Here is a 24,951-nt window from a genome sequence, read left to right on the forward strand (position 1 = left end):
ATGGTTAACCTGGGTATAACTCTTCCCGAGACAGCGGGGCGCACAGCCCCCGGGGAGGAGCAACCATGAATCGCAAGCGCATCACCGGCTGGCTCCTGATCGCACTGGGACTGATCCAGATCGGCGGCGGGGTGCTGCTGGCCCGGGCTGCCGGCATCGGGGAAGCGGAGCTGGCCGATGCGAACCTGATCCGCATTCACGTGATCGCCCACAGCGACGCGCCGGAGGAGCAGTCCCTGAAGCTCGCGGTGCGCGACGCCGTGCTGGAGCGTCTGCGTCCGGCCGTATCCGGTGCGCGGAGCCGTGCGGAGGCCGAGGCGGCGATCCGCACCGTGCTGGGCGACCTGGAAGCGGCCGCCGGGGCGGTCGTGGCCGCCTGGGGAAAGGCCCATCCCGTGCGGGCCGAACTGGGCACCTTCGCCTTCCCGGGCAAGGGGTACGACGGGCTCTATCTGCCCGCCGGGAAGTACCGTGCCCTCCGCATCCTGATCGGCGACGCCGCAGGGGCGAACTTCTGGTGCCTCGTCTACCCTTCTTTCTGCTACACCATCCGCGAGGTGCAGGCTCCGGCCGGCACGGCGCTGGCGGCTGGCGGGCCGTCCTGCCCGGGCGGGTGCCCGGCCGTTGCCGGTGATGCCTGCCAGGCAGCCTGCGGGGGCGACGCCCGCCCGGCTCGTGCGCAGGAACCCTGTCGGGGAACCTGTGGGGATGACGCCCGCCCGGCTCGTGCGCAGGATCCCTGTCGGGGAACCTGCGGGGATGACGGCCGGCGGGCAGGTGCGGCGGATCCCTGCCGGGGGGACTGTGGAAGTGGCGGCGGTCCGGCTCGTGCGTACGGCTGCGAGGCGGTCCCGGGGGACGACCGGGCCTCCGGCCGCATGCACGGCTGTCCGGTCCTGAACCCGGACGCAGCCTCCGGGCATGGCGGGGCGTTCCCGGCGACCGGGGCGACCCAGGCCACCCGGGCAACCTCGGCGACCTGGGCGATCCAGGCAACCCGGGCGCCGGGCGTGGCGCCTGCCTTCGGCTTCTCGCCTCAGTAGGCCCGCGGATTCGGTCAAGCCCCCTCCGCATAAGATTGGGTTGAGCAGCGCGGAGGAGGGCGGTCACGGTGGCCAAGGCATCGGACCTGCGCAAGGACGTGATCGACATCCGGACCGGACGGCGGCTGGGCGAGCTGATCGACGTGGAGATCGACGAGAAATCCGGCCGGATCACGGCCATCATCGTGCCGGGAGAGGGCCGCTGGTTCGGCCTGTGGGGCGGCGGCCCCGACATCGTGATCCCGTGGACGAAGATCGTGTGTATCGGGCCCGACTGCATCCTGGTCGAGATCGAGCGGCCGACGCCGGTCTGACGTGCCATGCAGTGCGGAGCGGTTCCCCGCCCCCCCGGGGGAGCCGCTCCCTGCATTCTGGCGCTTCGGTGCGCACAGGATGAGGTCGGGTGTGCGGATTTCTGCTAGAATAGAGTCTATGAAATGTCAAGTGGTGAGAGGGGTGGGCACCGGGGTGAGCGTCGCCACATGGGCCGAACATGATGGGGTGCCCGTGCTGCACATGACCGCGCTGGAGGCGCTGGGGGGCGTCCGGGCTGTGTTCACCGGGCGGCACGGCGGCGTCAGCCCCCGCTGGGGAGACGGGCTGAACTGGAGCCTGAGCGTGGGGGACGGGCCCGAGCAGGTGCGGGAGAACCGGCGCCGCTCGCTGGCGGTTCTGGGGGTCGGTCCGCAGGCCGCCGTCATGGGCGGGCTGGTGCACGGCAGCCGCGTCGCCGTCGTCGTCGGCGGGACGGGCAGCCGGCCGCCTGTCCCGGCTGACGACGTCCGGGTGGTGCCCGGCGCCGATGCGCTGGTCACGGACCAGTTCGGACTGGCCCTGGTCATCACAGCGGCCGACTGCGTCCCGGTCTACCTGTACGATCCGGTCCGGCGGGCCGTCGGCATGGTGCACGCCGGCTGGCGGGGCACCGTCGCCGGCATCGCCTCCGCCGCGGTCCGGGCCATGCGCGACCACTTCGGCTGTGAGCCGGGCGATATCCACGCCGCCATCGGCCCGTCCATCGGCCCGTGCTGCTACGAGGTGGACGAGCCGGTGGCCGGCCCCGTGCGCGGGTACTTCGGCGAGCAGGCGCAGGCGCTTCTCCGCCCCTCGGGCCGGGAAGGGCGCTACATGCTGGACCTGTGGGCCGCCAACCGGCTGGACCTGGCGGCCGCCGGGGTGGGGCAGGTCCACATCGCCGGCGCGTGCACTTCCTGCCAGCGTGACCGGTTCTTCAGCCACCGGGCGGAGGCAGGGCAGGCCGGCCGCGGCGCGGCCATCATCCTTCTGTGCTAGCGGGTGAAGGGAGGGTTCCCATGGGTTCCGTCACACAGCTGCGGCCCCGGGCCCGGCGGCGGCGCCGCCGGTGGCCCGCCGTGCTCCTCACGCTGGCCGCCCTGGGAACCGGCCTTTACCTGTGGAACCCTGCCTCGCCTCGCACCGCCGCACAGGCGGAGCCTGAACCGCTGTCGGGCGTCCGCCACGGGGTGCTGCAGGTCACGCTGGACGCCGATGCCGTGCTGGTGCGGCGGGAGCAGGTCTACCGGGCGCCGGAGGGCGGCACCCTGCGCCGCCTGGCCGCTGAGGGCGCGCGCGTCCGGGTCGGGGGACAGGTGGTGGCCTTCAGCCCCGGCGCCGGTCCGCCGGTTCCGGCTGCGCGCACGGATCCGCGGAGCACGCCGGCCGAATCCGCCCTGCCGCGGGCGGTCTCCGCCGCGCGGCAGGCGTATGACCGGCTGGCCGCGGAACTGTACGCGGCGGCCGTGGCGCTGCAGGAGGCCCAGCTCCGGGGGGAGGCCACGGCGCCCTACCAGGAGCGGCTGGACGAGCTGGCCCGTGAGCAGCTGGCCCTGCTGCCTGCACTGCGGGAGGATATGGCCAGGGCCGGCACCGAGGCGGCTCCGCTGCCCCCGCCTGCCGGGGAGGCCGGTCCGCAGTCTCCGCTGCCCGGGAGCGAACGGGATCCGCAGGAGGAGGGCTGGCATCCCGCCTTCGGCGAAGGGGAAGGCGACTTCAATATCCTCACCACCCCGGTGTCGGGCGTGGTGCTCTACCAGACGGACGGGCTGGAGACGGTGCTCACCCCCGAGGCGGTGGCCGGCTGGGGGCCGGCGGCGCTCTACACGCTGCCCTACCCCGACACCCGGGAGATCGCCGACGGGCCCGTGGCCGCGGGCGATCCGCTGTTCAAACTGGTGGATGACCTTACCGTGGAGATGCTGCTCCTGGTTCCCGCCGACAGCCTCACGGAGGCGCAGCAGGCGGCGCTGACCGGACACGAGGTGGAGCTGCAGGTGGCGGGGCGGGATCTGCCCCTCACGGCCCGGGTGCTGCGGGTCGCCGCGGACGGGCAGGACCTGCTCATCCACCTGGAATCGCCGCTGCCCTCGTCAGACGCCCTGCGGCTCCGGCGGATGCGGGTGTCGGTCCTGCTGGCCGAGTACGAGGGGGTCATCCTGCCCCGGACGGCCATCGACGTCGAGGACGGGCGGACCGGGGTCTGGGTGGCCCAGCGGGGCGGCTACCGGTTCGTGCCGGTCCGGGTTCTGGGCGGGACGGCCGACGAGGTGGCCGTGGAGGGAGAGCTGCCGCCCGATGCGCAGGTGCTGACGGCGCCCCCGCCGCCGTCTCCCGCCAGGTGACCGGCCGGATCTGCCCGTCCCCGTCACCGCAGGAATTCCATCCGATACTTGGAAGGGAAGTTGGTTCGTGGTGTCGAACATCATGGAAAATGTAGCAACGGTCCTTGGCAAGATCAGGGAAGCTGCAGAGCGGGCCGGGCGCGACCCCGCCGAGGTGCGGCTGGTTGCCGTCACCAAGACCCGGACCGTCCCGGAGATCGAGGCGGTCCTCGCGGCCGGCATCCCGGACCTGGGGGAAAACCGGGTCCAGGAGCTGCGCAGCAAGGCGCCGCTCCTGCAGGACAAGCAGCCGACCTGGCACCTGATCGGCACACTGCAGACCAACAAGGTGAAGCAGGCCCTCGAATGGGCAGACCTGATCCACTCGCTGGACCGGCCCTCGCTGCTGCAGGAGCTGGTCAAGCAGGCCGAGCGGCGCGGCCGGCCCGTCGACGCCCTGGTCCAGGTGAACGTGTCGGGCGAGGCGTCGAAGCACGGCCTGCCGCCCGGCGACCTGGAGCCGTTTCTGCGCCAGGTGGCGCAGCAGCGCTGGGTGCGGGTCCGGGGGCTCATGACCATGGCCCCGCTCTCCGACAACCCCGAGGATGCCCGGCCGCACTTCCGCCGGCTGCGGGAGCTGCGGGACCAGATGCAGGCCCTGGGGCTGGAGGGGGTCACCATGGAGCACCTCTCGATGGGCATGTCCGGCGACTACGAGGTCGCCGTCGAAGAGGGCGCCACCTTGGTCCGTGTCGGCACGGCCATCTTTGGGCCGAGAGATTGAACACCCGGGGAGGTAACCGATAAATGCCCAACAAGCCTGGCCTGTGGAGTCGACTGGTGGACTACCTGGGGTTCGGTCCGGAAGAGGACGAGTTCGAAGACGAGGAGCTGGAGGAGGCCGTCGGCCCTGCGTCGTACCAGGAGGAGCTGCCGCGCCGCCGCGCGCCCGACCGCCGCGCACAGGTGGTGCCGATCAGCGCGGTGCCCAGCAAGCAGGGGACAGTGAAGGTCGTCGTGGTGGAGCCGCGCTCCTTCGAAGAGGTGCAGACCATCGTCGACCAGATGAAGGCGAGGCGGCCGGTGATCCTCAACCTGGAGTCGCTGGACAAGGATCTGGCGCAGAAGATCCTCAACTTCCTCAACGGCGCGATCTACGCGCTGAACGGGGAAACCCAGCGCGTGTCGGCCGGGATCTTCTTCTACGCCCCGCCCGGCGTGGATGTGTCGACGATGGGACGGGGCCTGACCGGCACGGCCATCGGCGGCGGCGCCGTCGACCTGCCGCCCGGCATCCTGGAGAAGCTGACCGGCCAGGCCGGTCCGGGCAGCCAGGAGAGCGACCTGCTCAGCCGGACGTCCCGGCGGGCGGAGGAGGACGGGCGCGCCGGCGCCGACCGGTCCAAGTTCGACTGGCGCAATCAATAAGCGGCTGCCGACCGCGGACCGAGAGGAGACCCGACCTGAATGACCTATCTCATCTACCAGACGATCAGCATCTTCGTCCGCATCCTGGAGGTGCTGGTCTGGGCCCGTGTGCTCATGTCCTGGTTCCGCCCCCGCTACCGAACCAGCAGCAACAGCTGGTTCTTTACGATTGAGGACTATGTCTGGCGGGCGACGGAGCCCATGCTCGCGCCCATTCGCAACATCCTCCCTGACACGGGGATGATCGACTTCTCCCCGTTCGTGCTGATGATCCTGCTCGCTCTCGTGCGCCGGCTGGTGTGGCAACTGATGATAGGAACGCTCCTATAAGAGGGGCAGGAGGAATGGAAGATGGCGCTGACCCCGGTCGACATCGCCAACAAGGAGTTTCCCGTGCGGATGCGCGGCTACGACCGCGACGCCGTGGACGACTTCCTGGACCAGGTCGTCCAGGAGTTTGAGCACCTCATCCGCGAGAACGCCAGCCTGCGTGAGCAGATCGAGAACCTGAACCAGCGCCTGGAGCAGTACCGCAACCTGGAGCAGACCATCAACCGCACGCTCATGCTGGCCGAGGAGTCGGCGGAGGAAATCAAGGAGAGCGCGCGCCGGGAGGCCGAGCTGATGCTCAGCGAGACCCGGGCGCAGGTGGAGCGCATGCTGGAGGCTGGCCAGGAGAAGGCGCGCCAGATCCTCGCCGACAACAGCGACCTCATCCGCGTGCTGGACACCCTGCGCACGCAGGTGCGGTCCCTGCTGAAGGCGCAGCTGGACGCCCTGGACGGGCTGCCGGACCCCTTTGCCCACGTGGCGGCCTCCCGGCTGAGCGACCCCGCCGCTGAGTGGCCGGCGCGGCCGGGCGACGCCGGAGGCGATCGGTCGGGGCGGCTGGGCGAGGCCCGCATCGGGCCGGGGCCTTCGGCCGAACGGTCCGGCCGGTCCGGCTGAACGGCCGGCAGGTTGCCTTGACAGCCCGCCCGGGGCCGTGGTAACCTAATCCAATAACGTACCCGGCAATGATGAGGACGAGTAGCAGGCCCGCACGGGTCAGAGAGCCGGTCACTCCGGTGCAAGACCGGTCCCGGACGCAGCCTGTGAACATCACCTCGGAGCTCCTGCCCGAAACCCGAGCCAGCCCCCGGCGCGGGCGGTAGGCGCAGGCGGTTTCGCCCCCGTTAGCGAGGCGGCAGAGAAGACGGCGGTCCGCGCAGCGGCCGGCCGTCAATGAGGGTGGTACCGCGAGCGCAGCCTCGCCCCTTGCCGGGGCGGGGTTTTTCAGTTCTTCCGGAAGGAGCGGCGCAGATGGCTGAGAAGACCGACTACAAGGCGACACTGAACATGCCCCGCACGGACTTCCCCATGCGGGCCAACCTGCCGACCCGGGAGCCCGAGCAGCTGAAGAAGTGGGAGGAGATGGACCTCTACAACCTGGTCCAGCGGGCGACCGCCGGCCGGCCGAAGTTCGTGCTGCACGACGGCCCGCCTTACGCCAACGGCGACATCCACCTGGGCACGGCGCTCAACAAGATCCTGAAGGACATCATCGTCAAGCACGCCACGATGGCGGGCTACGATGCGCCCTACGTGCCCGGCTGGGACATGCACGGCCTTCCGATCGAGCTGCGGGCGCTGAAGGACATGAACATCGACCGCCGCAACATCGACCCGCTCGAGCTGCGGAAGCGGTGTTACGAGTACGCCCACCACTGGCTGAACGTCCAGCGGGAGCAGTTCAAGCGGCTGGGCGTCCGCGGGGACTGGGAGAACCCGTACCGGACCCTCGCCCCCGAGTTCGAGGCCAAGGAAGTCGAGGTCTTCGGCGCCATGGCCCAGCAGGGGTACATCTACCGCGGCCTGAAGCCGGTCTACTGGTGTCCGCACTGCGAGACCGCGCTGGCGGAGGCGGAGATCGAGTACAACGAGAAGACCTCGTTCTCCATCTACGTGCGGTTCCCCGTGGTGGACGCGCGCGGGCGCCTCCCCGAGGGCAGCTACCTGGTCATCTGGACCACCACCCCGTGGACCATCCCCGCCAACCTGGCCGTGGCGGTCCACCCCGAGGTGGAGTACGGCGTCTATCCCACTGAGAAGGGCGCCCTGGTCGTCGCCACCGCCCTGGCGGAGAAGTTCTTCCAGGCCGTGAACCTGCCCGCGGCGGAACCCGCCGCCCTCCTGAAGGGCGCCGACCTGGAAGGGGTCACCTACCGGCATCTGCTCTACGACCGGGTCTCGCCCGTGATCCTGGGCGACCACGTCACCACCGAGGACGGCACGGGCCTGGTGCACACCGCCCCCGGCCACGGCCACGAGGACTTCGAGGTCGGCCAGAAGTACGGGCTCCCCGTGCTCAACCCGGTGAACGACCAGGGCGTGTTCACCGCGGAGGCCGGGCCGTTTGCCGGCATGTTCATCGAGAAGGCCAACCCGGAGATCATCCGGGCCCTGGACGAGGCCGGCATGCTGCTGGGCCAGGGCAAGATCCGCCACCAGTACGCCCACTGCTGGCGCTGCAAGAACCCGGTCATCTACCGGGCGACGGTGCAGTGGTTCGTGAAGGTCGAGGGCTTCATGGACATCGCCAAGGAGGCGATGAACCACGTCCGGTGGATCCCCGAGTGGGGCTACAACCGCATGTACGCCATGATCGACGGGCTGGCGGACTGGTGCATCAGCCGGCAGCGCGCCTGGGGCCTGCCGATCCCGATCCTCACCTGCGCCACCTGCGACGAGCCCTCCTTCGAGCCGAAGATGTTCGAGAAGATCGCCGAGATCTTCCGCGCCGAGGGTTCGGACAGCTGGTGGCGGCGCCCGGCGGAGGACTTCATGCCGGAGGGCGGCCTGACCTGCCAGAAGTGCGGCGGCCGCACCTTCCGCAAGGAGAAGGACATCCTCGACGTGTGGTTCGACTCCGGCTCCAGCCACGTGGGCGTGCTGGAGACCCGGCCCGAGCTCACCTGGCCGGCCGACCTCTACCTGGAGGGGTCCGACCAGCACCGGGGCTGGTTCAAGTCGTCGCTGCTCACCTCCGTGGTGGCCCGGGACGGCAAGCCGCCTTACAAGGGCGTGCTCACCCACGGGTTCACGGTCGACGAGCAGGGCCGGAAGATGTCCAAGTCGCTGGGCAACGTGGTCGATCCGGCGGATGTCATCAAGCGCTACGGCGCCGACATCCTGCGGCTCTGGGTGGCGTCCACCGACTACCGCCACGACATGGCCCTCTCCGAGAACATCCTGAAGCAGGTGGCGGACGCCTACCGCAAGATCCGCAACACGCTGCGGTACCTGCTCGGCAACCTCTACGACTTCAACCCCGACACCGACATGGTGGAGCGGGAGGACATGCTGGAGATCGACCGGTGGCAGATGCACCGGCTGCAGGAGGTCATCCGGAAGGTCACCGAGGCGTACCGGGAGTACGAGTACCACATCGTCTACCACACCCTGAACAACTACTGCGCGGTGGACCTCTCGGCCGTGTACCTGGACATCCTGAAGGACCGGCTCTACACCAGCGCCGCTGCGTCGCGGGAGCGGCGGTCGGCGCAGACGGTGCTCTACCACGTGGCCGATGCGCTGATCCGCATGCTGACGCCGATCCTCTCCTTCACCGCCGAGGAGGCGTACAGCCACCTGCCCAAGCCGGAGAACGCGCCGCCCACGTGCCAGCTGCTTCTGATGCCCCAGGTGGATCCCGCCTGGCTGGATGAGGATCTGGCGGACGAGTGGGCGAAGCTGATCGAGCTGCGGGACGCCGTGCAGGTGGTTCTGGAGCGGGCCCGGGTGGACAAGATGATCGGCTCCAGCCAGGAGGCGGCCGTGAACCTGTACGCCAGCGGCGGCGAGGGGTCCTGGGCGGAACTCCTCGACAAGCACCTGGCTGACCTGCCCTCGGTCTTCATCGTCTCCGACGTGAAGCTCTTCGTGGGCGGGCAGGCGGCCCCCAGCGGCACGTACTTCGGCGAGGGCCCCGGCGACCTGTCGGTCGAGGTGGTGCGGGCCACGGGCGAGAAGTGCGAGCGCTGCTGGAACTACCGGGAGCTCGGCGTCGTCGCCGATCACCCGACGCTCTGCGAGCGCTGCGCCGGCGTGGTGCTGGCACAGAACCTGGAAGAGGCGTGATAGAGCTGGCCCCGGGCCAGGGCGGCGTTCCGCCCCGGCCCGGGGCCGGACGCGAACAGAGCGAAAGGGCTGCGGCACGGCGCCGCAGCCCTTTTCACGAAGCGGATCTACTTGGTCACGCTGTCCTTGACTTCCTGAAGCTCCTTCTTCACCTCGGCGATGTCCTCACCGAGCCCGCCCTTCATCGCGTCCTTGAACCCGCGAATCGATTCGCCGACGGACCTGGCGAGCTGCGGCAGCTTCTTGGGGCCAAAGATCAGCAGGGCCACGACCAGGATCAAGATGATCTCGGTGGTTCCGAGCTTCCCCATCATCGTTCCCCCCCTGACAGGGCCTTGACACCCGTTCCTGCCGTTAGTGTAGCGGGAAATCGCGTGGTTGACCATTCTTCCTTCGGATCAATTCGCGGGGGCTCGTCTGAGCCGGTCAGTGGGTCTCCCTATCAGTTCGTCTTCCTATACGGTACACCATCGGCGGCCGGAGCGACCGAGCGGCCGACGAAACCGGCCAGGATCAGCATGGTCAGCACGTAGGGGAACATATTGAAGAACTGCGTCGGGATGCCCTGGATGCCCATGAGCTGGAAGATCGTGCTCAGCGACTGCGAGGCGCCGAAGAGCAGCGTCGCGCCCACCGCGCCCAGCGGATGCCACTTGCCGAAGATCATGGCGGCCAGGGCGATGAACCCCTTGCCGGCCGACATGCCGTCGACGAAGCGGGAGAGCAGGCCGATCGAGAGCGACGCCCCCGCGAGGCCGCCCATCACGCCCGAGAGGAGCACGCCGGCGTAGCGCATCTTGAAGACGTTGATGCCCAGCGTGTCGGCCGCGAGCGGGTGCTCGCCCACCGAACGGAGCCGGAGGCCCCAGGGGGTCCGGTACAGGGCGACCCAGGAGACGAAAGCCAGAATGAAGGCGAGGTAGATCATCAGGTTGAGGCCGAAGATGTTGGGCAGCGACGCCACCTCGGGCGAACCGCCGGCCTGGCCCCAGACCCGGTTCAGCATGAACTCGGTGAAGCCCACGGCCAGCAGGTTGATGGCCGTGCCGCTGACCACCTGGTCGGCGTAGTACTTGATGGAGGCGACGGCATGCAGCCCCGCCATGGCGACGCCCACGGCGACGGCGCCCAGCAGGCCGACCCAGGCGCTGCCGCTGATGAACGAGAAGTACGCGGCCGCCCAGGCCCCCGAGAGCATGATGCCCTCCAGGGCGATGTTGACGACGCCCGCACGCTCGGAGAAGACCCCGCCCAGCGCCGCCAGCAAGAGCGGCGTCGTGGCGCGCAGGGTTGCCACGATAAACGTGAGGAGGATGGTGGCAAAACCGACGCTCATGCGGTCGTCACCTCCTTCTTGGCCCGGCGCTTCTGCAGGAAGCTCCACAGGCCCTCAGCGGCCACGAAGAAGATCACGACGGCCTGCACGATGGAGACGACCGCCTTCGGCACGCCGGCCATGGCCTGCATCAGGCCGCTGCTGGCCTGCAGCGCGCCGAACAGGAGCGCCGCGAACACCACCCCGGCCGGGTGCAATCGGCCGACCAGGGCGACGGCGATGCCGTCAAACCCGTAGCCCAGCAGCGCCGAGGTCTCGTTGAACCGGTGGTTCAGGCCCATGGTCTGCACCGACCCGGCCATGCCGGCGATGGCGCCGGAGATGGCCATGGTGATGATGAGCGCCCGCGCCACCGAGATGCCGCCGTACTCCGCCGCCCCCGGCGAGTAGCCGACGGCCCGGATCTCGTAGCCCAGCGGCGTCTTGAAGAGGATGATCCAGACCACCAGGGCGGTGGCCAGGGCGACCCAGATGCCGGTGTGCAGCCGGGAGCCCTCGATGAGCCCCTGCTTCAGCCAGGCGGTGGGCTGCAGATCGTAGGAGGCGGCCCGGCTGTTGTCCGGCCGGAGGTACGCCTTCAGGAGCCAGTCGGCCAGGAACAGGGCGATCCAGTTCATCATGATGGAGTTGATGACTTCGTGAACGCCCTTCCAGGCCTTGAGGAAGCCGATGATGCCGCCCCAGATGGCGCCGGCCACCGCGCCGGCCCCCAGCGCGGCGATGGGATGCAGCCACTCGAAGCCCTGGGGCGGGGTCCACCACACGCCGACCACGACGGTGGCGATCTGGGCCATCAGGTACTGGCCCTCCACGCCGATGTTGAACAGGCCGGCCCGGTAGGCGAAGGCCACCGCCAGGCCCGTGAAGATCAGCGGGATGGTGGAGACCAGCACGTTGCCGAACATGCGGGGCTCACCGGCGACCGCACGCAGGAAGGCCTTGGCGGCCAGCACCGGATCCTTTCCGGCGATCACGATGCACAGGATGCCGACGAACAGGCCGACGACCGTGGCCAGCACGGGAATGGCGACGGCCCGGAGCCCGGCTTTCCAGTTGGACTCAGGCACTGGCGCTCCCCCCCATCATCAGCAGACCGAGGCCCTCCTCGGTGGCCTCGTGGCCCGGCACTTCGGCCACAATCTGCCCCTTGTACATCACCAGGATCCGGTCTGCCAGGTTCATGATCTCATCCAGCTCCAGCGAGACCAGCAGGATGGCCCGCCCGGCGTCGCGTTCGGCCACCAGGTTGCGGTGGATGAACTCGATCGCGCCGACGTCCAGGCCGCGGGTGGGCTGGACGGCGATCATCAGGTCGGGGTTGCGCGAGATCTCGCGGCCCACGATGACCTTCTGCTGGTTGCCGCCGGAGAGCGACCGGGCCAGGTAGTCGTGGCGGGGCGGGCGTACGTCGTACCCGCTGATGATCTCCTGCGCCGCCTGCACCATCCGGGAGTGGCTGAGCCAGCCCCTGCGGGAAAAGGCCCGGTGGTTGCCCAGCGCCGCGTTTTCGGCCACCGTGAAGTTCAGCACGAGCCCCCGCTTCTGCCGGTCCTCGGGGATGTGTCCCACCCCCGCGTCCCGGATGTGCCGCGGGCTCTGGCCGGTCACGTCCTGGCCGTTCACCAGGATGGTGCCGGAGGTGGGCCTGCGCAGCCCCGTCAGGCAGGCGACCAGCTCGGACTGGCCGTTGCCGTCGACGCCGGCGATGCCGACGATCTCGCCGGCCCGCACGGTGAAGGAGACGTCGCGCACCGCCTCCACGCCCCGGTCGTTCCGGGCGTGGAGGTTCCTGACCTCCAGCACCACGTTGCCGGGCTTCGCCGGCTCCTTGTCCACCTTCAGGATGACCTCGCGGCCGACCATCAGCCGGGCCAGCTCGGCCTCGGTCTGGCCGGCGGCGTCCAGCGTGGCGATCTTCTTGCCCCGCCGGATGACCGTCACCCGGTCGGCCAGGTGGAGCACTTCCTTGAGCTTGTGGGTGATGATGATGATCGTGTGCCCCTCGGCGACCAGCCGCTTCATGATCTTGCCCAGCTCCTCGACCTCCTGGGGCGTGAGCACCGCCGTCGGCTCGTCGAGGATGAGCAGCTCCGCGCCGCGGTAGAGCGCCTTCAGGATCTCGACGCGCTGCTGCTGGCCCACGGAGATGGACTCGATCCGGTCGTCGGGGTTGACCTCCAGGCCAAACCGCTTCGACAGCTCCGCCACCTGCCGCCGCGCTTCGTTCATGTCCAGGAAGCGATTGCGGGTCACTTCCTTGCCGAGGGTGATGTTCTCGGCGACGGTGAACACGGGGACCAGCATGAAGTGCTGGTGCACCATGCCGATACCCAGGTCGATGGCGTGCCGGGGATTGCGGATCTTCACTTCCTGGCCCTTCCAGAAGATCCGCCCCTCGTCGGGCGTGTAGAGGCCGTAGAGGATGTTCATGAGCGTCGACTTGCCGGCCCCGTTCTCGCCGAGCAGGGCGTGGATCTCGCCCTGCCGGATCTCCAGGTCGATGTGGTCGTTGGCCACCAGCGACCCGAATCGTTTGGTAATGCCTTCGAGTCTCAGCAGCATGGTGATAGTCAAAGGGTGGGACCGGAGTCCCACCCTTTTTCCCCCTTTCCCTCCTGGGTACTCCTGCCTGTCAAGTGTTACAGGGTCGGGGCAGTCCAGGTGTCGGCCTCCTCAGGCGTCTCGGGGACGACGACCCTGCCTTCCTTGATGGCCTCAGCCCACTTGTCGACCTCGGCCTTGGTGCCTTCGGGGATCTTGTCCCACAGGGTGGTGTCGGAGTAACCAACGCCGTCCTCCGCCAGGCCGAGCCGCAGGGTCTCGCCGCCGGGGAAGTTGCCCTCGAGGGTCATCTTGATGACCTCGTACACGGCCACGTCGACCCGCTTGATCATCGAGGTGAGGACGTTGTCAGGCGCCAGATAGTTCTGGTCGGAGTCCACGCCGATGGCGAAGAGGCCCTTCTCCTTGGCGGCCTCGATCACGCCCTGGCCGGTGCCGCCGGCCGCGTGGAAGACGACGTCAGCGCCGGTGTTGAACATGGTGAGGGCGATGTCCTTGCCCTTGGCGGGATCGTCGAAGGCCGCGGCGTACACGACGTCAACCACGGCGTCGGGGTTGGCGGCCTTGACGCCGGCCCGGTAGCCCGCCTCAAACCGGCCGATCACGGGGCTCTCGACGCCGCCGACGAAGCCGACCCGGTTCGTCTTGGTGGTCTTGCCGGCGATGAAGCCGACCAGGAAGGAGCCCTCCTGCTCCTTGAACAGGACGGAGGCGGCGTTGGGCTGGTTCACGACCTCGTCGATGAGGCCGAACTTCTGGTCAGGGTTGGCCTGCGCCATCTCGTCGATGGAGGCCTGCATCATGAAGCCGACGCCCCAGACCAGGTCCGCGCCGCCGTCGATCAGGGTCTGCAGGTTGGTGATGTAGTCTTCCGGACGCTGCGACTCGATCACGAGGTGGTCGACGCCCAGCTCCTCCTGCGCGCGCAGGATGCCGCGGTAGGCGGCGGCGTTGAAGGAGTCGTCGTTCAGGCCGCCGACGTCAGTGGCCATGCCGACCGTGAAGTCGACCGTCTCGGCGGGCTCCTGCGCCGGCTGCTGCTCCTGCGGCTGCTGCTGAGCCGGCGGCTGCGTGCTGGGCTGCTGCGGCTGCTGCTGCGAACCGCCGCAACCCGCCAGCAGCGACAGGGTGAGGGCCACTACGGCAACTTTGGCGAACCATTTGTGAGCCATGTCGATACCTCCTAAGATTGGTCTCGATGCAAGGAGCTCCAGGCCCGCTCCAAATCATACCATGTGGAATGTTTCAATGCCAGCATCCAGTAATGACAGTCCGCATGGAGGAAACTGGCACCGTCTGACAGGAAGCCGGCCCGAATTCCCGTATCTCTTAGTTAACCATTTCGCCAGTGGGGAGCGATTCTCCTATGTGTGCGTCCATCATCTTCATCCGTGGGAAAGTCTATACAGGCGAACCGGGCAGGCCGCCGGAGACCTGTCTGGCGGTGGCCGGCGGCCGGGTCGCGGCGGTGGGCGACGAAGCGGCCGTCCGGGCGCTTGAAGGGGCGGACACCCGGGTGATCGACCTGGAGGGCCGGGCGGTGGTGCCCGGGCTCGCCGATGCGCATCTGCATATCCTCGGCTACGCCCTGTCGCTGGACCAGCTGGCGCTGGCCGGCGCGGGGTCCCTGGGCGCGATCCGGGCCGCCGTCGCGGACGCGGCAGGGCGGCGGGCGCCGGGCGAGTGGATCGTGGGCCGCGGCTGGGACCAGGATCAGCTGGCGGAGCGGCGGCTGCCGTCGAAACAGGACCTGGACGAAGTTTCTCCGGTTCACCCCGTGTTCTTGCAGCGCACCTGCAACCATATTGCGGTGGTCAACAGCGCCGCGCTGCGCCTTGCCGGCATCGACCGCAGCACGGCCGACCCTCCCGGTGGCCGGATCGACCGCGATCCCGCCACCGGCGAACCCACCGGCATCTTGCGCGAAAACGCGATGGACCTGGTCACCCGGCTGATCCCGCCGCTCACGCCCGACCGGAAGCGGGAGCTGCTCGCCCGGGCCCTGCGCGAGGCGCTGTCGTACGGCCTCACCCAGCTGCACACCGACGACTGCCAGTACGCCGGCGGCCTGGAGTCCACCGAGGCGCTCTTCCGGGAGCTGGTCGGGCCGGAGGCGATCCCCATCCGCATCATCCAGGCCATTCAGGTGGATCTTCTGGCCGAGGCCGCCGCGCGCGGGATCCGCACCGGATGCGGCGACGAGTGGTTCCGCTGGGGCCACGTAAAGCTGTTCGCGGACGGCTCCCTGGGCGCCCGGACGGCGGCCCTGCTGGAGCCGTACGCCGACGACCCCTCTACCACGGGGATCTACATCTACGAACGGGAGGCGTTCATCGACCTCGTGGCGGAGGCGCACCGCCTGGGCAACCAGGTGGGCTGCCACGCCATCGGCGACGGGGCGGCCGCCCTCTTCCTGGACGCGGTGGCCGAGAGCCAGCGGCGCCATCCCCGGGCGGACGCCCGCCACCGGATGATCCACTGCCAGATCCTCTCGGAGCCCCTCATGGCCCGGATGGCCGAGCTGGGGGTGGTGGGGGACATCCAGCCGGTCTTCCTCAACACCGACGGCCGCTGGTTCGCCGACCGGGTGGGCCCGGAGCGGGCTTCCACGTCCTACGCCTGGCGCTCGATGCAGCAGCGAGGCATCGCCCTCTGCGGCGGCTCCGACTGCCCCATCGAACCGCTCAACCCCTGGTTCGGCGTGCACATCGCCGTTCACCGCACCGACCTCTCCGGCTTCCCGGCCGGCGGCTGGCAGCCCGGGCAGCGGCTCACGGTGGCCGAGGCGGTGCACCTGTACACCGCCGGGCCGGCGTACGCCGCGTTCGAGGAATCCTTCCGCGGCCGGCTCCTCCCCGGCATGGCCGCCGACCTGGCCGTGCTCGACCGGGACCCCTTCACCTGCGACCCGGCGGAGCTCAAGGACGTCCGCGCGGTGCTCACCCTGGCGGGCGGGGTCGTCGCCTACGAGGCGTAAGCACCGCCGGGGCGGCGCCCTTACTTCATGCTCTCCGCGAGGTAATGCCAGAAGCGGTAGAGGGCCCGCATGCCCAGATCGAAGTTCTCCAGGTGGAAGTGCTCGTTGGGGGCGTGGAAGTTCTCCTCCTCCAGCCCGAAGCCCATCAGGATGCACGGCGTGCCGAGCAGGGACCCGAAGGTGCTCACGATGGGGATGGATCCGCCGGTGCGGATGAAGCGGGCCTCGGCGCCGTAGGCGTCCGAGAGGGCCTTCATCGCCGCCCGGATGGCCGGGTGGTCGATGGGCGTGATGGCGGCCGGGGCGCCGCCCATGCGCCGGACCTCCAGCTTCACGCCGGGCGGGCAGTGGGCCTTCAGGTGGGCCTCGATCGCGTCCAGCACCTGCTCCGGATCCTGGTCAGGCACCAGCCGGCAGGTGATCTTGGCGCCGGCCCGGGCCGGGATGACGGTCTTGGTGCCCTCGCCCTGGAAGCCGCCGAAGATCCCGTTGATCTCCAGGGTCGGCCGGGCCCAGAGCCGTTCGAGGGCCGTGTAGCCGGGCTCGCCGGGCAGCGCGTCCACGCCCAGGTCGGCCTTCAGCTTCTCCTCGTCGAAGCCCAGGGCGGCGAAGCCGTCCCGCTCCTCCTGGGTGAGCGGCCGCACCTGGTCGTAGAAGCCCGCCACCGCGACGCCGCCCTCCGGACGGTGCAGGGTGGCCAGCAGCTGGACCAGCGCCTGGGCCGCGTTCGGCGCCGCGCCGCCGAAGGCGCCCGAGTGGAGGTCACCCTTCGCCCCGGTGACGTGGACCTCGAGCGCCGCCAGGCCCCGCAGGGCGTAGGTGAGGGAGGGGACGCCCCGGGCGTAGAGCGCGGTGTCAGAGATGACCACGACGTCGGCCTTCAGGAGCTCCTTGTGCCCGGCGATGAACCGCTCCAGGTTCTCGGATCCGATCTCCTCCTCGCCCTCGATCAGCAGCTTGAGGTTGACCGGGAGCTTCCCTTCCACGGCCAGCAGGGCCTCGATCACCTTCAGGTGCATGAAGACCTGGCCCTTGTCGTCGCTGGCGCCCCGGGCGTAGAGCTTGCCCTCGCGGATGTCCGGCTCGAACGGCGGGGTGGTCCACAGCTCCGGCGGGTCCACCGGCTGCACGTCGTAGTGGCCGTAGATGAGGGCGGTGGGCCCGCCCGGGTTGTCCAGCCGCTCGGCGTAGACGACGGGGTGGCCCCCGGTCTCCATGACCTCGACCCGGCTGAGGCCGATCCGCCGCAGTTCGGCGGCCAGCCATTCCGCTGCCCGCCGCACGTCATCCTTGTGCTCCGAGAGGGCGGAGACGGAAGGAATCCGCAGCAGGTCCATCAGCTGCTGCAGGTGCTCGTCACGGTGCTGGGTCAGGTAGGCTTCGCCTCGTTGCACGTGCATCACGCTCCTGTCTGCTCGTCCTGACGCACTGATTCTTCCACGGCCACCACCCGTCATTCCTCTTTCCTGCGGTTCACTGCAGCGGATGTGCGAGAATACTGAACACCTGGCCATATCGCGTCGTCCTATGGGCTGGAGACGCGCACAGCGACCGCGCGCCAGCCGCAGAGGCGTAGAGAGAAAGGCGCGGGCGCGTCTGCAGCACAGAGGGGTGACTGGTCATGCAGGAGAAGCGCAGCGTCCGCAGCGTGGGGGCCGGGCGGGGGCCGAACGGCGCGCGCGGTCCGGGGACCGCGCGCAGGCTCTGCGCCGCGGCGCTGGCATCGGCGTTGCTCTTCCTCGCCGGCTGCGGGGCGGGGCCCCAGCCGTCGACGACGGGCGACGGGCCGCCGGCGGTGTCGACCCTCACGTACACGACCCCCGGCGATGCGACCGTCCTGCTGCCCACGCTCACGGTGGACACGGCCTCCAGCTTCGTCACCGGCTTCATCTACGACGGGCTGGCCGTGTACGACGATCAGCTGAACCCGCATCCCGCCCTCGCCGAGTCGTGGGAGGTGGAGGACGACCGGATCTACACGTTCCGCATCCGCAGAGGCGTCACCTTTCACGACGGCGCGCCCCTGACGGCGCACGATGTGCGGTTTACCTTCCTCACCATCGCCCACCCCGATTACCAGGGGGCCCGCTTCGGCGACTTCGCCGCGATCCGCGGCTGGCAGGAGCTGGCCGAGGCCTATGCGGCGGCGGATGAGGCGGTGGCCGCGGGGGCGCTGACGGCGTCGGAGGCCCGGCAGCGGAAGCTGGAGGCCTACGAGCGCTTCGTGCGCACCGGCGGTCTGCAGGTGCCCGATGACTACACTTTCCGGGTAGAGGCCGCGTATCCGTTCGCGCCCCTGTTCACCCGGCTCACCAGCTACGGCATCATGCCCCGGCACCTGCTGGAGCCGCACCTGGAGGATCTGCTGGGGTCCCCCTACGCCACGGCCCCCGTGGGAACCGGCGCCATGCGCCTGGTCAGCTGGACCCGGAACGAGCGGATCGTGCTGGAGCGGAACCCCGAGTGGCGCTACTCGCTCTCCGGCCGTCCCGCGCAGATCGACCGGCTGATCATCGAGATCGTGCCCGACCAGGAGGCGGCCGTGACCCGGCTGGCCCGGGGCGAGACCGACGTGGCCGACGTTCCGCCGGAGATGGCCGACCGCTTCCGGGCCGAAGTGCCGGATGTCAACCTGTACCAGTACGCCACCTTCGCCTACACGTTTCTGGGCTATAACCTGAATCACCCGACCTACGGCGACATCCGGGTGCGCCGGGCGATCACCCACGCCCTGGACCGGCAGGCGATGGTTGAAGAGCTCCTGGGCGGCCACGGGCAGGTGGCGCACAGCCACGCATCCCCCGCCCGGTGGGATTACAACCCCGATGTCCCCGTCCTGGCCTACGACCCGGCCGAAGCGGCGCGGCTCCTGGACGAGGCGGGCTGGCTGCCCGGGCCGGATGGGCTGCGCTACAAGGATGGCCAGCCCTTCATCATGCACCTGGCGGTCAACGAAGAAAGCCTGCTTCGCCGGCAGGCCGCGCTGTTCATCCAGCACGCGCTGGCGCCGCTGGGCATCCGCGTCGAGATCGAGCGCATGAGCTGGGACGCCTTCCTCGCCCACATCGCCAGCGAGGCCAAGGAGGCCTACCTGCTGGGCTGGAGCCTCGGTTTTGACCCCGACCCTCACTCGATCTTCCACTCCCAGGGCGGGTTCCATGCGATCACCGGATGCGCGGATCCCGAGATCGACCGGCTGATCGACGAAGGCCGGGCCGTCACCGATCAGGCCCGCCGCAAGGAGATCTACGGCCGCCTGCAGGCGGTGCTGGCCGAGCGGCAGGTGTACACCTGGCTGTTCGCCCAGGACACGGTGGTCGGCGTCAACCAGCGGGTCAAGGGCGTGCGCCACGGCTCGCCCGCGGGCCTCTTCTGGAACTGGGAGGAATGGACCGTCGAGCCGTAGCCGGCGGCCCGGCTGCAGCCATCAGAACCTGACCGGAGACATGCGCCCGGCGTGGGGACGGTGTGCCGACCGTCCGCGCGCCGGGCCCGTTCGTTATTTCCCGCGCCGGGAGCGCAGACTAGGAGGGCGGGGTCAGCCCCGGGGATGCGGTGAACCCAGGCCGGGAGGGGGATGCATGCCGCACGGTTCGCTGGAGCACGGTTCAAACGTGGACGGGTCTGTGCCGCGCGGTGCGGTGCAGTACGGTGTACAGGAGAACGGGTCTGTGCCGCGTTGTGCGCTGCAGCATGGTGCACAGGAGAACGGGTCTGTGCCGCGCAGTGCGCTGAAGCACGGTGCACACGCCGGCGTGTCTACACCGCGCGGGTCGCCCCGGGACGGTTCACCTGCGGACCGGCTTGTGCCGGGCGAGGAACCGCTGCCGGGAACGGAACGCCCGCCCGCCGCCGACTCGCTGGCCGGCATGGTCGAGCGGCTTGCCCTGGCGCTCGAGCGGTCCAACGTCCTGGACTACACCCTGCTGCTGCAGCGCCCGTGGCGCATGATCTGGATCAACTTTGTCGGAGGCATGGCCCGCGGGCTGGGCATCGGCATCGGTTTCACCGTGCTCTCCGCGATCCTCCTCTATGCGCTCCGCGGCCTCATGCTGGCCAACCTGCCGATCATTGGCGACCTGATCGCCACCATCGTTCGGCTGGTGGAGCAGCAATTGCGGCCCTAAGATCGACATAAGCCGGGCAGACTAAGCCCGAGAGGGGGCAAGTCTGCATGGAAATCGAGGCGTTGCGGCAGCTGCTCCTGGAGGAGCGCGAGGCTTACCAGCGCCAGATCGAGATGATCGAGGAGACCGGGCTCGGCACGTCCCAGGGCGATCAGCTGCAGGAGGACAGCACGGTCGACAACCACCCGGCCGACATCGGGACCGAGACGTTTGAACGATCGAAGGATCTGGGACTGCGCAGCAACGCGCTGCGCCGCATTCAGGAGATCGACAGCGCGCTGGAGCGGATGGCTGCGGGAACCTACGGGATCTGCGAGGAGTGCGGCCAGCCGATCGACCCGGAGCGGCTGAAGGCCTTCCCGAGCGCCAGCACCTGCATCACCTGCCAGGAGCGCCGGGAGTCCCGGCCGGACCCGTTCGTCAGGCCCGTCGAGGAACTGGTGACGAGCCCGCCCTTCGGCCGGACGTTCCGCGACCGTTCGGGCGACCCCGGGTACGACGGCGAGGACGCCTGGCAGGAGGTGGCCCAGTACGGCACCTCCGAGACGCCGCAGGATGTTCCCGGGGCTGTCCGCTACGACGACCTGTACAATTCGGACGAGGACGTCTACACCATCGTGGACCCGATGGACGCGCTGGTGGACGAGGACGGCGAGCCCCTGCAGCGGGACGACCGGGACTGGGACGGCGGCACGGCGCAGTACACGGAAGGGGAGTTGGGGACGCTCTACGGCCCCGACGACATGGGCGGCGAGTACCGCTGGGATGCGGGGCCGTACTTCCAGACCGTGATGCCCGAGCGGCAGTTCCGCCGGTCCAAGTTCCCCCGGCGGCGGCCGTAGCCTGGTGCGGCTGGCCAGGGCGGCGCCCTGCGGCGTCGGCCCTGGCCGATGCCGTTTCCGGGGCGGCCGTTCGGCGCGCCCGCTCCTTGGCACCTGGAACCAGCCTATGGTAGACTGGGACAGGTGAATGGGGGGGCTGCAGAACTTGTTAAGCATCGTGCTGGCCATCGTCGCCGTGGCGGTCGACCAGCTGACCAAATGGCTGGTGTCGTCCCGCATGGCCCTGTACAGCGAAATCGAGATCATCCCCGGCTTCTTCTCGCTGCAGTTCGTGTACAACACCGGCGCGGCGTTCGGCATGCTCCGCAACGGGCGCTGGTTCTTCGTGGCCGTGGCGGCGCTGGCCGTGGCCGGCATCCTGTATTATCTCCGTCAGCCCGATTCGCGCCACCCCGTCATGCGCACCGCCCTGGGGCTGATCATGGGCGGCGCCGTGGGCAACATGATCGACCGCATCGCGACCGGACGTGTCGTCGACTTCCTGCTCTTCTACTGGCGCGACTACTACTTCCCGAACTTCAATGTCGCGGACATCTGCGTCACCGTGGGCGTCGGGCTGCTGTTCGTACACCTGATGCTGGTGGAGAGGAAGAGTAAGGCGTGAGGGAGTATCGACTGACGGTGGAGGAGAGCCACCCTCGTATCGACACCTTCCTCGCGGGTCGTGCGGAGCTGGGGCTTTCCCGTTCCCGGATACAGGCGCTGATCGACGAGGGGTACGTCACCCTGAACGGGGCGGTGACCAAACCCAGGCAGGCGGTGAGCCCCGGCGACGTGATCGTCGTCCAGGTCCCCGACCCCGAGCCCCTGGACCTGGTGCCGGAGGACATCCCGCTGGACATCGTCTACGAGGACGAAGAGCTGCTGGTGGTCAACAAGCCGCGGGGGCTCGTGGTCCACCCGGCGGCGGGGCACTGGACCGGCACCCTGGTGCACGCCCTGCTGGACAAGGTGGACGATCTCGAGGGCATCGGGGGCGAGCTGCGCCCCGGCATCGTGCACCGGCTGGACAAGGATACCACGGGCCTGCTGGTGGTGGCCAAGAGCGAGCGGGCGATGGCCAGCCTGCAGGAGCAGATCCGGGAGCACCTGGTTCAGCGGGTCTACTGGGCCCTGGTGCACGGCAACAGCATGCCGGACACCGGCCGGATCGAGGCCCCCATCGGCCGACACCCGCGCGACCGCAAGCGCATGGCGGTCAACCCCAAGACGGGGCGCGACGCCGTCACCTACTTCCGGGTGCTGGAGCGCTACCGCGGGTACGCCCTGCTGGAATGCCGCCTGGAGACCGGGCGGACCCACCAGATCCGGGTGCACCTGTCCTTCATCGGCCACCCGGTGGTCGGCGATCCCCTGTACGGCCCCCGCAAGCCGCACCTGGGGATGCCGCCGCAGGCCCTGCACGCCCGGGAGCTGAGCTTCCGGCACCCCGCCACCGGCGAGTGGATGGAGTTCAGGGTCGATCCGCCCGAGGACATGATGGCCGTGATCCGGCGGCTGCGGGAGGAGGCGTGACGCCGTGGCGCAGAACTTCGCCGACCGGCTCTGCGCAGCCGTGAAGCTGCGCCGATCCCATGTGGTGGTGGGGATTGACCCCGTGCTCCCCCGGATCCCGGCGTTCATCAGGCAGGATGCCGCTGCGCAGTACGGTAAGACCGCCCGGGGCGCGGCGGCGGCCCTGCTCGCGTTCAGCCGGCTGGTCATCGATGCGGTCGCCGGCCAGGTGGCCCTGGTGAAGCCCCAGTCGGCGTTCTTCGAGATGTACGGGCACTGGGGCGTCGCCGCCTTCTGGGAGACGGTCCGCTACGCCCGCAGCAAGGGGCTCCTCACCATCGCCGACGCCAAGCGGGGCGACATCGGGTCCACCGCGGAGGGGTACGCCTCGGCCTTCTTCGGCCACCGGAACCCGCTGGAGACGTGGGAGGAGCCGGACCAGTGGGCCGACTCGCTCACCGTGAACCCCTACCTGGGCAGCGACGGGCTGGTGCCCTTCGTCCGCCGGGCGAAGGCCCGGGGCACCGGGGTGTTCATCCTGGTGAAGACCTCGAACCCCTCCTCGGGCGAGCTGCAGGACCAGCCGCTGTTCTCCGGCGAGAGCCTGGCCCAGCAGGTGGCCAAGCTCGTCGACTCACTGGGCGAGGAGCTGGTGGGGCAGTCGGGCTACTCGTCGGTCGGCGCCGTGGTGGGGGCGACCTACCCCGAGGACCTGAGCCAGTACCGCGCCGAAATGCCCCGGGCGATCTTCCTGGTGCCGGGCTACGGCGCCCAGGGCGGCACGGCGGCGGACGTGGTGGGGGCTTTCAACCCCGACGGGATGGGGGCCGTGGTGAACGCCTCCCGCTCCATCATCTACGCGTACCCCGGAACCGATCCTTCCCCGGCCGAGGCGGCCGCGGCGATGGCCGCTGCCGTCGACGCGATGAACCGGGACATCAACGCGGCCCTGCAGGCGGCTGGAAAGCTGGCCTGGTAGGGCCGCCTTCTTGTGTCCGTCCCCCGGGGGGACTTGCCCGGACCGCCGACAACTCGTATAAACTTTTTGAGAGTTTCATACGTCTCTTTGGGGACAAAGCGGCCCGGCGCCTCCCCGCCCGGGGGTGCGGGCAGGGGGGCGCCGGGGCGGAAACGAGGAGGGAAGGTCCCGTGCAGTTCGAGTTGACGCCCGAGCAGCAGGAGCTGGTCCGTCTGGTCCGGCAGGTCAGCCGGGACGTGATCGCCCCCCGGGCCGCGCAGGTGGACGCGGAGGGCGAGTACCCGGAGGATTACTTCCAGGCGTTCCGGCAGACCGGCCTCCTGGGCGTGGCGATCCCGGAGGCGTACGGGGGCTCCGGGATGGGGTGTCTCGGCCTCGTGCTGGCCGTGGAGGAGGTGGCCAAGCACTGCTGTTCGGCGGGCCTGATGCTCCTGCTCACCCGGCTGAGCACCATGGCGATCTCGCTGGCCGGCACCGAGGAGCAGAAGAAGGAGTACCTGGGGGGCACCGCCACGGGAAGGCGCCGCGGGGCGTTCTGCCTGTCGGAGCCCGATGCGGGGTCCGACACCCAGTCCATCCGGACGCGGGCCGTGCGCAGGGGCGACCGGTACGTGATCAACGGCACCAAGAGCTGGATCAGCGGCGCCGGGGCGGCCGACTTCTTCATCGTGGCGGCCAAGACCCGGACCGACGTACCGGGGGCGAAGGGCTTCTCGGTGTTCGTCGTCGACCGCGACACCCCCGGCGTCACGGTGGGGAAGAAGGAGCACAAGATGGGCGTGCGGGGGCTGCCGGTGCACCAGGTGATCTTCGAGGACGTGGAGGTGCCGGTGAGCTGCCTCATCGGGCAGGAGAACGAGGGCTTCAAGCTCATCATGCAAAACCTCAACGCCGTGCGCCCGGTGGTGGCGGCCCGGGGGCTGGGCCTGGCCGAAGGCGCCCTGATGTACTGGCTGGAGTACGCCCGGACCCGGCAGACCTTCGGCCGGCCGCTGATCGCGCACCAGGGGCTGCAGTGGATGGCGGCCGACCTGGCGGCGGAGGTCGAGGCGTGCCGGCTGCTCACCTACCGGGCGGCCTCCCTGGTCGACCAGGGGCGCGTGGGCCGGGAGGCAGCCCACTTCCTCTCCATGGCGAAGCTGAAGGCCACGGAACTGGCGGTGAAGGCGGCCAACGACTGCCTGCAGATGATGGGCGCGGTGGGCTACATGGAGGACTACCCGATGGCCCGCTTCGTCCGGGACGCCCGGCAGCTCACGATCGTCGAGGGCACCAGCCAGATCCAGAAGGGCATCATCGGGAGGGCCCTGGCCGATGGGCTTCTCGCCTGGTAATCCGGGAGCGCGGGTGGATGCTGGGCGTTCCGGAGGCCCCGTCGCTGCGGGTTCGGAAACGCTGGCGTCCGCCGGTGCAGGCTCCTCTGCTG

23 protein-coding genes are annotated in these 24,951 nt (G+C 69.5%); 17 read left to right on the forward strand and 6 right to left on the reverse strand.

The window, feature by feature from the left end; genetic code table 11:
• The first annotated feature begins 65 nt into the window (after positions 1–65).
• From spoIIR to ileS, 9 genes are all read left to right on the forward strand, one after another.
• On the forward strand, positions 66–1,043 hold the full coding sequence (gene spoIIR, locus ACZ5UM_RS11225) for a stage II sporulation protein R (RefSeq protein ID WP_464844209.1): 978 nt from the start codon (positions 66–68) through the stop codon (positions 1,041–1,043).
• A gap of 68 nt (positions 1,044–1,111) precedes the next feature.
• Entirely contained in the window at positions 1,112–1,357 is a 246-nt protein-coding gene (locus ACZ5UM_RS11230; protein WP_464844210.1) for a YlmC/YmxH family sporulation protein, read from the forward strand.
• Positions 1,358–1,511: 154 nt separating this feature from the next.
• On the forward strand, positions 1,512–2,336 hold the full coding sequence (gene pgeF / locus ACZ5UM_RS11235; RefSeq protein WP_464844211.1) for a peptidoglycan editing factor PgeF: 825 nt from the start codon (positions 1,512–1,514) through the stop codon (positions 2,334–2,336).
• 20 nt (positions 2,337–2,356) lie between these two features.
• A complete protein-coding gene (locus ACZ5UM_RS11240) occupies positions 2,357–3,682 on the forward strand; it encodes a biotin/lipoyl attachment domain-containing protein (protein ID WP_464844212.1) in 1,326 nt (441 codons plus the stop codon).
• Positions 3,683–3,749: 67 nt separating this feature from the next.
• Complete coding sequence (locus ACZ5UM_RS11245; RefSeq protein WP_464844213.1) at positions 3,750–4,445, forward strand: YggS family pyridoxal phosphate-dependent enzyme; 696 nt, start codon at positions 3,750–3,752, stop codon at positions 4,443–4,445.
• A gap of 23 nt (positions 4,446–4,468) precedes the next feature.
• Positions 4,469–5,089, forward strand: coding sequence for a cell division protein SepF (locus ACZ5UM_RS11250; protein WP_273382126.1), 621 nt, complete (start codon positions 4,469–4,471; stop codon positions 5,087–5,089).
• 39 nt (positions 5,090–5,128) lie between these two features.
• The gene (locus tag ACZ5UM_RS11255) at positions 5,129–5,419 is read left to right on the forward strand and encodes a YggT family protein (protein WP_464844214.1); all 291 of its coding nucleotides are present in this window, start codon (positions 5,129–5,131) and stop codon (positions 5,417–5,419) included.
• Between the two features lie 21 nt (positions 5,420–5,440).
• Positions 5,441–6,037, forward strand: a complete 597-nt coding sequence (locus tag ACZ5UM_RS11260; RefSeq protein ID WP_464844215.1) for a DivIVA domain-containing protein — start codon at positions 5,441–5,443, stop codon at positions 6,035–6,037.
• A gap of 354 nt (positions 6,038–6,391) precedes the next feature.
• On the forward strand, positions 6,392–9,208 hold the full coding sequence (gene ileS, locus ACZ5UM_RS11265) for an isoleucine--tRNA ligase (protein WP_464844216.1): 2,817 nt from the start codon (positions 6,392–6,394) through the stop codon (positions 9,206–9,208).
• 107 nt (positions 9,209–9,315) lie between these two features.
• Here the strand turns inward: ileS and ACZ5UM_RS11270 are convergent, their stop codons facing one another.
• From ACZ5UM_RS11270 to ACZ5UM_RS11290, 5 genes are all read right to left on the reverse strand, one after another.
• Positions 9,316–9,519, reverse strand: a complete 204-nt coding sequence (locus ACZ5UM_RS11270) for a twin-arginine translocase TatA/TatE family subunit (protein WP_464844217.1) — start codon at positions 9,517–9,519, stop codon at positions 9,316–9,318.
• Positions 9,520–9,650: 131 nt separating this feature from the next.
• On the reverse strand, positions 9,651–10,544 hold the full coding sequence (locus tag ACZ5UM_RS11275; RefSeq protein ID WP_464844218.1) for an ABC transporter permease: 894 nt from the start codon (positions 10,542–10,544) through the stop codon (positions 9,651–9,653).
• The gene (locus ACZ5UM_RS11280) at positions 10,541–11,611 is read right to left on the reverse strand and encodes an ABC transporter permease (protein WP_464844219.1); all 1,071 of its coding nucleotides are present in this window, start codon (positions 11,609–11,611) and stop codon (positions 10,541–10,543) included. Before ACZ5UM_RS11280 ends, ACZ5UM_RS11275 begins: the two co-directional genes overlap by 4 nt.
• Positions 11,604–13,106, reverse strand: a complete 1,503-nt coding sequence (locus tag ACZ5UM_RS11285) for an ABC transporter ATP-binding protein (RefSeq protein WP_464848355.1) — start codon at positions 13,104–13,106, stop codon at positions 11,604–11,606. The genes ACZ5UM_RS11280 and ACZ5UM_RS11285 overlap by 8 nt, the downstream gene beginning before the upstream one ends.
• A 77-nt stretch (positions 13,107–13,183) precedes the next feature.
• The gene (locus ACZ5UM_RS11290) at positions 13,184–14,278 is read right to left on the reverse strand and encodes a BMP family lipoprotein (RefSeq protein ID WP_464844220.1); all 1,095 of its coding nucleotides are present in this window, start codon (positions 14,276–14,278) and stop codon (positions 13,184–13,186) included.
• A gap of 194 nt (positions 14,279–14,472) precedes the next feature.
• Between ACZ5UM_RS11290 and ACZ5UM_RS11295 the strand changes: the two genes are divergently transcribed.
• The gene (locus tag ACZ5UM_RS11295; RefSeq protein ID WP_464844221.1) at positions 14,473–16,083 is read left to right on the forward strand and encodes an amidohydrolase; all 1,611 of its coding nucleotides are present in this window, start codon (positions 14,473–14,475) and stop codon (positions 16,081–16,083) included.
• A gap of 20 nt (positions 16,084–16,103) precedes the next feature.
• Here the strand turns inward: ACZ5UM_RS11295 and ACZ5UM_RS11300 are convergent, their stop codons facing one another.
• Positions 16,104–17,477, reverse strand: a complete 1,374-nt coding sequence (locus tag ACZ5UM_RS11300) for a dipeptidase (RefSeq protein WP_464844222.1) — start codon at positions 17,475–17,477, stop codon at positions 16,104–16,106.
• Positions 17,478–17,704: 227 nt separating this feature from the next.
• On the opposite strand from ACZ5UM_RS11300, the gene ACZ5UM_RS11305 reads away from it, so the two are divergent.
• From ACZ5UM_RS11305 to ACZ5UM_RS11335, 7 genes are all read left to right on the forward strand, one after another.
• On the forward strand, positions 17,705–19,489 hold the full coding sequence (locus tag ACZ5UM_RS11305) for a peptide-binding protein (protein WP_464844223.1): 1,785 nt from the start codon (positions 17,705–17,707) through the stop codon (positions 19,487–19,489).
• A gap of 310 nt (positions 19,490–19,799) precedes the next feature.
• A complete protein-coding gene (locus ACZ5UM_RS11310) occupies positions 19,800–20,210 on the forward strand; it encodes a DUF5665 domain-containing protein (RefSeq protein ID WP_464844224.1) in 411 nt (136 codons plus the stop codon).
• Between the two features lie 47 nt (positions 20,211–20,257).
• Positions 20,258–21,052, forward strand: coding sequence for a yteA family sporulation protein (locus tag ACZ5UM_RS11315; protein WP_464844225.1), 795 nt, complete (start codon positions 20,258–20,260; stop codon positions 21,050–21,052).
• A 145-nt stretch (positions 21,053–21,197) separates the two neighbouring features.
• Positions 21,198–21,656 carry a signal peptidase II gene (gene lspA, locus ACZ5UM_RS11320; protein WP_464844226.1) on the forward strand — a complete coding sequence of 153 codons (459 nt, stop codon included), beginning with the start codon at positions 21,198–21,200 and terminating at the stop codon, positions 21,654–21,656.
• Positions 21,653–22,567 carry an RluA family pseudouridine synthase gene (locus ACZ5UM_RS11325; RefSeq protein WP_464844227.1) on the forward strand — a complete coding sequence of 305 codons (915 nt, stop codon included), beginning with the start codon at positions 21,653–21,655 and terminating at the stop codon, positions 22,565–22,567. The genes lspA and ACZ5UM_RS11325 overlap by 4 nt, the downstream gene beginning before the upstream one ends.
• Positions 22,568–22,571: 4 nt before the next feature.
• Positions 22,572–23,525 (forward strand): orotidine-5'-phosphate decarboxylase, encoded by a 954-nt coding sequence (gene pyrF / locus ACZ5UM_RS11330; RefSeq protein WP_464844228.1) that lies wholly within the window; start codon positions 22,572–22,574, stop codon positions 23,523–23,525.
• 170 nt (positions 23,526–23,695) lie between these two features.
• Entirely contained in the window at positions 23,696–24,859 is a 1,164-nt protein-coding gene (locus tag ACZ5UM_RS11335; RefSeq protein ID WP_464844229.1) for an acyl-CoA dehydrogenase family protein, read from the forward strand.
• Positions 24,860–24,951 lie beyond the last annotated feature (92 nt).

The sequence above is a fragment of the Symbiobacterium ostreiconchae genome, assembly GCF_055396975.1.

Bases quoted from the DNA above. Each gene is read 5' to 3' on its own strand.
- spoIIR (WP_464844209.1), top strand. From the start codon at position 66: ATGAATCGCAAGCGCATCACCGGCTGGCTCCTGATCGCACTGGGACTG.
- ACZ5UM_RS11270 (WP_464844217.1), bottom strand. From the start codon at position 9,519: ATGGGGAAGCTCGGAACCACCGAGATCATCTTGATCCTGGTCGTGGCC.
- ACZ5UM_RS11250 (WP_273382126.1), top strand. From the start codon at position 4,469: ATGCCCAACAAGCCTGGCCTGTGGAGTCGACTGGTGGACTACCTGGGG.
- ACZ5UM_RS11305 (WP_464844223.1), top strand. From the start codon at position 17,705: ATGCAGGAGAAGCGCAGCGTCCGCAGCGTGGGGGCCGGGCGGGGGCCG.
- ACZ5UM_RS11240 (WP_464844212.1), top strand. From the start codon at position 2,357: ATGGGTTCCGTCACACAGCTGCGGCCCCGGGCCCGGCGGCGGCGCCGC.
- ACZ5UM_RS11255 (WP_464844214.1), top strand. From the start codon at position 5,129: ATGACCTATCTCATCTACCAGACGATCAGCATCTTCGTCCGCATCCTG.
- ACZ5UM_RS11315 (WP_464844225.1), top strand. From the start codon at position 20,258: ATGGAAATCGAGGCGTTGCGGCAGCTGCTCCTGGAGGAGCGCGAGGCT.
- ACZ5UM_RS11285 (WP_464848355.1), bottom strand. From the start codon at position 13,106: ATGCTGCTGAGACTCGAAGGCATTACCAAACGATTCGGGTCGCTGGTG.
- ACZ5UM_RS11260 (WP_464844215.1), top strand. From the start codon at position 5,441: ATGGCGCTGACCCCGGTCGACATCGCCAACAAGGAGTTTCCCGTGCGG.
- ileS (WP_464844216.1), top strand. From the start codon at position 6,392: ATGGCTGAGAAGACCGACTACAAGGCGACACTGAACATGCCCCGCACG.
- ACZ5UM_RS11290 (WP_464844220.1), bottom strand. From the start codon at position 14,278: ATGGCTCACAAATGGTTCGCCAAAGTTGCCGTAGTGGCCCTCACCCTG.
- ACZ5UM_RS11275 (WP_464844218.1), bottom strand. From the start codon at position 10,544: ATGAGCGTCGGTTTTGCCACCATCCTCCTCACGTTTATCGTGGCAACC.
- ACZ5UM_RS11295 (WP_464844221.1), top strand. From the start codon at position 14,473: ATGTGTGCGTCCATCATCTTCATCCGTGGGAAAGTCTATACAGGCGAA.